This is a genomic window from Pseudomonas sp. PA-5-4B (assembly GCF_021606215.1).
Taxonomy (GTDB): Bacteria; Pseudomonadota; Gammaproteobacteria; order Pseudomonadales; family Pseudomonadaceae; genus Aquipseudomonas; species Aquipseudomonas edaphica.
The window spans coordinates 1-9,311 of sequence record NZ_WKDB01000119.1 but is presented as its reverse complement, the minus strand read 5'-3'; the positions used below and the strand labels follow the sequence as shown (position 1 = coordinate 9,311).

2 protein-coding genes and 1 rRNA gene are annotated in these 9,311 nt (G+C 46.9%); all 3 read right to left on the bottom strand.

Annotation, left to right across the window (positions count from 1 at the left end; translation table 11 throughout):
- The coding region (locus GIW28_RS30010) for a hypothetical protein (protein WP_236490477.1) at positions 1 to 5,943 on the bottom strand (5,943 nt) is incomplete at its 3' end.
- A 1,032-nt stretch (positions 5,944 to 6,975) separates the two neighbouring features.
- On the bottom strand, positions 6,976 to 8,517 hold the full coding sequence (locus tag GIW28_RS30005) for an RNA-directed DNA polymerase (protein ID WP_236447994.1): 1,542 nt from the start codon (positions 8,515 to 8,517) through the stop codon (positions 6,976 to 6,978).
- A gap of 684 nt (positions 8,518 to 9,201) precedes the next feature.
- Positions 9,202 to 9,311, bottom strand: a 5S ribosomal RNA gene (rrf, locus tag GIW28_RS30000); the annotation flags it as partial.

The window sequence follows — 9,311 nt, the reverse complement described above, 5'->3', positions numbered from 1 at the left end:
ACCGTCATAGTATCCGTCATCCCAAAACTGTGGCAGCCAAATGTCATGACTGGCTCTTTTCGAGAAAGCAACGCATTTGGGCGATGCACCCTTTTGCTCGACTAGCGCAGTTGAGATCGTTACAGATACTCCATCAGGCGATGACCAACGACCGTACACTGGAAACATTTCTGCGCTAGAACCAGATACCAGACCTAATTTCTGCAACAACGTCTCTTGATCTAATAACGCGTCTTGTCCACTGATTTGATTACCTAATAAATCTTCTTTGGCTTGCTGCGGGAGTGGATCCTTGTGATCAGACAACCACGAGCCATCGTCGAATGTTACATCGTAGGATCTGCGCCACCTTAGCCAAGGAGACTCTTCTTCAACCTCATAACTACGGACCACCACCGGCAAAAAATTAGAAAAATTAGTGGCGACAGTTAAGAGCGCATGCTTTTGAATATGTTCTCTAAAGAACTGGAATCTATCATTTTGGGCCAAATCGTATCGCTCAGGGCCGGGAAAATAATCCATAGAAGTAGCTTCCGGCCACAGACGTTTTATTTCGGAAGAAAGAGCATCCTCAACAACTGCCTCCGCCACACCGAACAGTTCTGCAAGTGATCTGATCTCATGCTTTTTAAATTCATAATCAAAGCTAAAGTCTGATGCTGGCTTTGCTGCGACGGGATAGCTATCAGAAACAACTACACCGTGCTTAAGGTCATTTATATCATTAAACAACTTACCTACAAATGAGTCTTGCTTACTTGGACCAATTATATGAGCTAAGCATCTGGCAATATGAAGCTTATGTATAACGTGCATATCAGATCGCTTTGCTAAAGCTTTCAGCTTTGGCTTTAACAACTGTAATGACTGCCCATGGCGCGAGGTTGTACGCGCCAATCCCATTAGCAACCATTGCTGAGAATTTTGGAACGATAGATTTTTCTCAGCCGTTGCCATTGCCGCTACTGATCTATGATCGAAGCGATCAAGCAGTAGACTGAGATCATGAGTCAGCCCAAGCTCATGAAGGGAGTTTAAATGTCGCGCAACTTTCCAGCGAATGTAGCCATCGTCGTTACCTAAGAGGTGCCAAATGAGACCGGAAATAACCTCTTCCTCGGTACCAAAAGTTTCCTCATCAGGGCAAAATGCGCCCTCTCCAATTTCGTCAGCCATGCGAGCTGTAGGACCAGACAATAAATGTTCCAGCGCATCTAAAGCGGATTTTCCGATAGTAACCTCGCATAGCGAGGTGGCCAGCTGCAACCAATGGTCTCCATCGAGATCAACTCCATCTGCTGTAATCTTACGAAGAACGAGCTGAATTACAAATCGTTTGTCTCCGCACAGACTGGTGAGTTTGTGTATATCGCGGGAAATATTAGGAAATTGATCTTCGAAAAGCTCAGTACTCCTGGCCGTAAAAAGTCTTTCGACAAGTCCCTTGGCTTCCAAGGCAAGATGCGAAGATGAACCACTCCAAAATGACAAACTCTCGTTTAATATATCTATCGTCTGATCAAATCGAAGCTCAGCAGCATCACAAACTGCAAACAAAAAACCCAAACGCTTAGAATAAGGGCATGCTAGACGCAATTTAAATATAAAGCGCTGACGAACATCATAGGAAAGTCCTCCATCAGCCGAAATAGCCTTGAGAGCTTTGTCAATTGCAGTAGAGGAGGAAGAATCGCATTCTGCAATGAGAGCTGTGATGAAATTCTCAATATAGTTTTCACTAGGAGTGTCAATTTGAGCGTGTACAACGTTTGGTGAAGATCTATTGCGGCTATTGAATTCATCCTGCTTTAGCTTCGCGTCCTTCCAAAGTTGGTCAATCTCGTTGAGCTCTTCGCTTGTGATTGCATTTGGGTATTTCTTACCAGTTTCAAGCAAACTCTCCCAAAGCGAAGCCCACCCACCAAAAGGATTATCCTCACGCAACTTACAGATAATCGTATGGAAAATTTTCCTATGATCTGATATTTCAGCTTTTTCTAGGAGGTCAGCGATACCTTCTCCAGCCCGCCAATCCCACCAGCCATGATCCTCACAAATAGCGAGAATAAAAGCGGCTCTTCGCGGATCTAGATGCCCGTGCATTGCAAAATAACAAGCGAGCTGTGGTAATCCATAGGAAAAATCGGCAACATCTTGGTCGTGCCAACGTACTAACTTAGCTAGAGCAGGAAACCCAATAGTCTTTGCAGCAGCTCGTGCAAACAATTTCCAACCGAATTTTTTAGGTTCATTGTTTATAATATTCTGGCACAAGTTCATAAGCCGCTGGGCTAGTTCGGGCTTTAAAAAACCACCTTGTTGCTCACTCGCAAAGTTAAGTAGTGAGTATATTTGTTCATAACTCTCCCCTCCTATTTGATCTAATTCAGACAGACCCTGGCGATAATAACCACGCGCTTCGTCAATGCTCATCGACAATATTGAAGCAGCGAGATCGACATATGTTTCTCCACGCCGCCCTATATCATCATCCTGGCGCAACTGTGCTGCAATATGCTGAGCAAAAGCACCTGCGAGATTATGGAGGTGTGCCCATTGAGTGATCTGACGCAGCAAACTCATTTTCTGCTGAATCGTAAATCCTGTTGTGGAGACTAGGCCGAGCAGTGTCTTAACGTCTTCAACCGATGGGGCGGAGGAATGTTGCAACAATATACTTACGCAGCCAAATCCAACCGCGCGAACAAGTGCGTCGGCGGCTGTTTCAGATCGAAAGTTAATGCCTGACCTAGTATTTTTACTCCATACACTCAGGAAATCGGTGAAGACATTACCTGATAGGCTTTTGTGCTCGAAGATCGCGTTTTCGATCGGAGCAATCAACTCATGTGCAAGGAATATACCTTGGCTAATGTCCTCACACTCACGATCACTAAATTTTGCTTTATTCTTGCGATCACGCCTGTCACTAACAACGTTGGGTACTGGTTCTCGAAGCCCCTTCAAAAAACCCCGCAAATCAGTTCGATTGGTCGCAGCCTTAGCATGCTTAGTTATCTTGACGTTTTGCGGAAGCAGATCATGGAATGCCATCCGCTTCCCTGAGGACCATACGCGAATACATGCTCGAAAAATAGAGGGCCAGATGTTGGAGTGACCAAAACGCTCACCGTAATCGTAACTTAACGGGCGAGACATAGAAGCGCTACTTATGATAGCTTTTGCAAACTTCCGGGAGCTGTAGAGCAATGCGATTAAGGCGGCATTAGTTTCAAAATAACTGGATTCGTCTCTGTTAGAAAAACGCTCAACCCTGTCGACTTTAGGAGTTTCGAGCACAGAAACTTTTTTTATCAACTCCTTTAGTTGCGACCTACTTAACAAGTAAGGCCTCGATAGAAATGACAATTTGAGTTCTCGAGACTTACTAACATCTGAAGCTGCAAACGAAGAAAAAGAAGCAAATATTTTCGTGCCATTTACTTGATCGAATAACTCCAACAACTGCAGAAGTCTTTCACTTACATCCAGCGATAAATGAGAGGACCAACTAGACAAATTACGATCAATTCTAGCAAACGCCCCTTCGACGCTATGCTGAAATAATACGGCTACATAATCATCCAAACTTGGTGCTTCTAGGTCTCGATTTGTCTCATCTCTTCGCTGCTGCATATACCAATTTATCCAGCGGACTGTACTTTCACATTGTATCTGCGCCTCATCGGGGTTACTCGCAAATCGGTGCGCAATCGTTAATCGAGCACTTCTCGCTCCACGCCAGCCTGAGCGATTTGCAAAAAGTCGGCGGTAGGAGTCGGAGTCGCCAAGGACTATCGCAAGTGCTGGCGATTTAAGAATAAAACCATCACCCCTCATGTTGGCAGTTTCAACTTGTCCAAGCCTCATGCTTAAGCCGAGCACTCGATCCAGGTCATCTTGTGCGACCGCCAGTCTGAAAGCTGCACGCAGTCTCTCGAGTGAAAGTCTTCGGCGTCCGAATTCAGACTGCACCGCTGTTGGAAAGCTGTTCGATTCAGCAAGGGCAAATGCTCTGTCGCTATCATTTATAACGACTAGAAAGTGTGGCAGTGCTTCAGCCGCGTAGCTCGATGTGGATTGTGAAGAAAGGAGCCGATCTGCAATAACTGTTTGAGCTTTCGTTTGTTCTGAGTAACTCTCCCTTACGAATGTCTCCGTTGGCTCATCCCTAAAAATTGCGCCGTGCGATGTAATCTCTAGCATCGGAGCCAGATCAGAAGCAGCAGTATTTACTTGAGTCACAGACCATCCGAGCGCATCCGCCAGCTCTTCGAGTGGAATTGGTGGAGGAAGAAGTGATAGTGCGACGAAAAATTCAGTTATATCTGTAGCACACCAACCGGCTATATAGAGGTCAGAAACAATCTTAGCGCAGCGCTGTGCAATGATTTCGGGGACGGAAATTGGATCTGCCGTAACATCAGCGACAACATTCTTACCCCACGTTTGTACGAGATAGTCGAGAACCCGTGCGTTCCGCCCAGACCGCGCTAGAGCGGTAGATATTTCCACGCTGGTGGCATTTGGCTTACGAGCGGCTAGAAACTCTCTAGCCTCCAAATCATTAAAGGGGCCGAGCTCCACTTCATTTACTTGCGCTCGTCCAATCACGGAATTTTTACGGTGGGTGCGTGCTGTGTATAAAATTTTCACACCGTCGATAGGATCTTCATCTATTGCCGACAATAGACGTTTGGGAAAAGATTCCTCGTGACGAAATTCGGCCTCTAATTGAGCATTGTCCGAAGCATCTATTATAATAAGCAAACCAAGCTTTTTTGATTGAGTTCGGATTGCCACTGCTGCTTGTGCAAAACGTCTGCACGCTGCCTTAATTATTTTTCGACTATCATCCCCCCCCGGAAGCATAGGATCACATAGTGCTCGTGAAGCCAGCTCGTTGACGATTTGCACTAGTCCAATTTTAGGTAAATGTCGCGCTTGATTTTCTGATCGATAAGCCCCACCGCCGAAGCAATCAAAAATAACAACCTCAAATTCTGCAGCCATTCTCTCAGCAAGGCTTTGGACAAAGACAGTTTTGCCCACCCCGCCCTCTGCATGGGCAAAGACAGGTAAATTTGAAGTCTTTATCAAGTTGCTTGTTATAATAAGCTCTGCTCTCTCTACAACTGCTCCGACGTCGATAAAACGAGATTCCGCCGGAAAAAGATCCTCTGGTTCGCAATCCATCGCATCCAGTACATCCTCCCGTCGAATCAAATTCTTACCTTGACCAGTTGGCCCGGCTTTCTTTAAAACTAAATCCTGCAGTTCGTAGAGCCGAAGACGAGCTTCTGTGTCTGATCCTGGTGACCAGTCAGTGAGTGTTCTCTTGAGTAAGTTCTCTTGACCCGCAAGACTCTTTTCCCCCGCTCGAAAAACTATCCTAGAAAAAAGACGACTTACGTCAGATAAGCCACGATTGGCGCACCATTGCCTGAGGTTTTTAGCCTGGGTGGATGCCCCTGCGGACTTAGGCTTAGATCCGTTAACTAAGGAGCTAATTGCTTGCCAAAGGGTCTCCGTAAAGTCTGAATTTGTCACGAAGATGAAAGATAGCTTTTTGTCGACTTTAGTTGCTGGAAACTCTTTGTCATAACCTAGAATCGTATCGCTGAATTTCTCGATTGTTTTGCGAAGATAAACTGCTGTGACAGCTTCCGCTCGCAATTTGTATTTAAATTGAACCGTCTCCAGCCGATCACATGTTCTAAAGTTATCTCCACCACCGTAATATAAAACGAGATCAGCTACCTCTTCCGCTTTTGCTCCTGGGCTCGCGGTCTCCGTAGAAGAAATGCCTTCCACGGCGATCGCAAACAAGCAGTCATCGGGGAAGACCAATTGGAGAGCTTTCCTCGCAGCCCAACGCTCATGAAAGGTGTGACCCGCGCGGGAAGCGCGGACTGAATCGACCTCTGTTGCGATATTCGACATTGGAGTTGTTTCGTCCTTTTCCCAACAGCATTGAGTTCTTTGACTTCCCAGAAACCAAGGGCGAACTTGGCGTCGGTGTGAAGCAGCAAGGCTCGTGCTCTGCCTATTTTTAGCCATTCAACACTGATAAAGAAGGCGCTTCAATCACTAAGGTCTACCAGGTGCATTTTCAACTGCAGAGCCAGCATAGGTGGGATCGCATTCAACACCCAAATCCCTGCTGGTTGTACAGACAAAGCTAAACGTCCGCCTTTCAGTGATGCCAAGACTAATCCACTGCTTCTGCATCAGCGGACCATCCAAGCGAGAGCTCTGGTCCGATGGCAGTCTTCTTAATTATCTTAAACGGCTCTTTGCAAGCAGTTATTGATGTAACACCTATTTTACATGTAACACGGCTATCGACGAACTGCGAACCGATGTGTAACTCCCTATAAACCTATTAAAATCATATAGTTATGGAGTAGCGTAACGCACGTAACAGGCGTAACACCGTTTTTTAAGGGGATACCCCGAACCCCGTTTGTGAATCGTCCACCAGCGAGGGGCTGATCGATAAATCTTCTGGTTTCAAGAGGCATCGGGGCCCCTGCACGTATGAGTTTGGCACGGGGTAGGAAACCCGCGTGATCGTGTCAGCGGAAAGGAACCCAGCTTAGTGAACAGGTGAACCGGGTGAACTGCTGTTCACCAGTGCATTTGCCCTATGAATCGGAAAGCCGATGGGGACCCTGGGCATTTCCGATAGACACGGGGCATAGAACCCGCCGGATCTCGTTAGTGGCTGGGCTCCAAAGTTAGTTGATTGGTTGACCGAGTTGACCAGGCCAATCGTTCACTATCCTGAACGAAACCCATGACCGTTACAGATCCGGTAAGGATGCACTTTTCTCTTCAAGATCCTTTCAATTTCAACGTTGAAATTTCAGTAAGCTGGTGCGGCTGCCGCTACCACGATCCCGCGGGTTTCATGCCCCGTGTCTTGATGAAGTCCTCAGGGTCCCCGGCGACATTTCCAGAACCAAAAGAAAATTAGTAACCTCCATCCTCCTCTCCGACCACAATCACTTTCGGTTTATAAGTAAGAGGCGAATCAATATCCAAGAACGTGATTCCGAGACCTTTAAATAAAACCGCAACTGGATCCACGACAATATTTGAGACATTGATAAGATGTAGAAGCCAGTCACGGCGATAGCACTCATACGCAAACAACCAATGATCCTGCTCAAAGCAATCGTCAACTAACCATCCTTCCCATAGTGGAGAGGTAAAGCCTGGTTCGAAAACTCCCATCTCGCGGGCCCGCATTGAGGCAGTAGCTACGCAACCATCATCCATAAGTGCAATCGCACTTTGTGAAACATCACTTAGTTTTAAACCTAGTAACATACATGCCCAAACGCTCCATACAACCTCGCTGCCATGGCCTACAGGGGCACTCGCTTGAACCAATGCATTGATTGCTCGATAAGCAATATTCCGATCCAGCACAAGCCCGCCACGGTCGATATTCAATAGCAAGACGTCAAGAACAATACGTAAGCATCCGGGATCTAACGCGATGCACTGCCACAATAGATGTTGTGCCAGCTCCCATTGTTCTGCTTCTGCAGTAACGCTTTTTAATGCGGCAATGCTGTATCGAAGCACCCCCTCAGTCGGATGTTCGCGTGCAAGCCCGAATGCATGATTAAAATAATCAACCCACTCAAATGACGATGCCCCATAGTACGAGGGAACGATGGGCCTTAATTTACTCACATAGATCGACTCTAGTTCAGAAGGCAGTTCGTAAATAGCAGTTTTGTTACCGTTCAGCTGCAGCTCTCGTCCATAAAGCTCTGCCTCAAGCATGATTAGCGCATTCTCAGCATCGGACAAAGAAGAGAAAGACAATTCAATATCGTCAATAAACCTTACACCACCGACGATATTGCACTCAGATGCCAATTTTGCGTCTATCGAACTAAGCAACAATTCGGCAATTCCGAGTGACGTATCAGGTCCGATGGCAATTCCCTTTGTCTGACCCGACTGACACGCCTGCAGTTCTTTATCTATGACATTTCCACAAAGAGAGACATCCCGAAAACGCGCCTTTGCAACTGCCTTTGTATGCAATGCCCACGGAATCGTATGGGTATAAATTGATGAGTAGAACTGCGATATGTCCGCTCGCAATATGTATCTGGCACCCACGCGAGTACTTGCACGGGCAATAGCTCGATCTGAAGAACTGGACGCAATTGCTCTCGATCCCTGCGGGTCGTACTGAGGACGAGTGTGAGAGAACGGAGATTTGGCCCATTCAGCAGCCAACTGAGCGTTGTTAACGGCGAAAACATTGGCGAGTCGAAAATAATTTGAAGGGTTCGGGATGGTAAGGCGTCGACGAAGCCCACCTACCCTAGACAAATTATGGTGCATCGGCTGCGTCCAAACAGCTTGAGGTTTCTGTAGGGCATCAGGCAAATTACCGCCATATCCGACGACACGTCCTAAGGTCATCGAGGAAAACAACGGCGGTAATTCTCGAGGTAAAAATCCCTTTTCTAACAACGCTTCTAACATGAAATGCTTCCCGAGTGCTTTTGACCAATGATGGCAACATGAAATTACCACCTAGGGCCTCCACCGAATAGGCCTCGCTAAGCGACGTGGTAGGTGAATTGCTCCAGAAGAGGGGTCAGAACAAAAACTGGGAATTTTTTACAACAATGCAAACTGTGTATCCCAAGCTGTATCCCAAACTGTGTAATCACCCTGCAAGGCACGAATTATATGGAACGCACGAGTCTCCCTCGGGCACCATCTTAAAGAAAGACCTTGAATTTCAAGGTCTTTTTTTTCGTCTGTAGAAAAGTGAGATTCCAGCGCTGGCCGCCGCAATGGCGCCCAGAAGGCAAAATCATGAAAGAACAAGCCCTATGACCATAAGCCCTTTCAAAACCTCGTGAGCGCCTTCAGAGGCCGTCGGAGCGTTGCGATTATCCTACCGCCCTCGACCTGAATAACGACCTTGCACGATCTGATGAACCTGGGATGCAGCAGAGCGTCGGCACCCATGTCGATATGAGCATCGAGCCAGTCTTCTGGAATGGCAAGGAGGCGAGCTTCTGGAGGCGTCCTGACGCGTGCTGTGCACCCGTTAGTGCGCATTGATGGTGGCTTTTTCGCGGAATAGCTTGCGGGACTCTTTTCGAGCGCGCAAAACAAAACCCCATCTGCTTTCGCAAATGGGGTTTCGGAATTTAATCTTGACGATGACCTACTCTCACATGGGGAAACCCCACACTACCATCGGCGATGCATCGTTTCACTACTGAGTTCGGGATGGGATCAGGTGGTTCCAATGCTCTATGGTC

What these genes read in the sequence shown, in the direction of transcription:
- GIW28_RS30005 (WP_236447994.1), bottom strand. Translation starts at nt 8,517, where the DNA reads ATGTTAGAAGCGTTGTTAGAAAAGGGATTTTTACCTCGAGAATTACCG.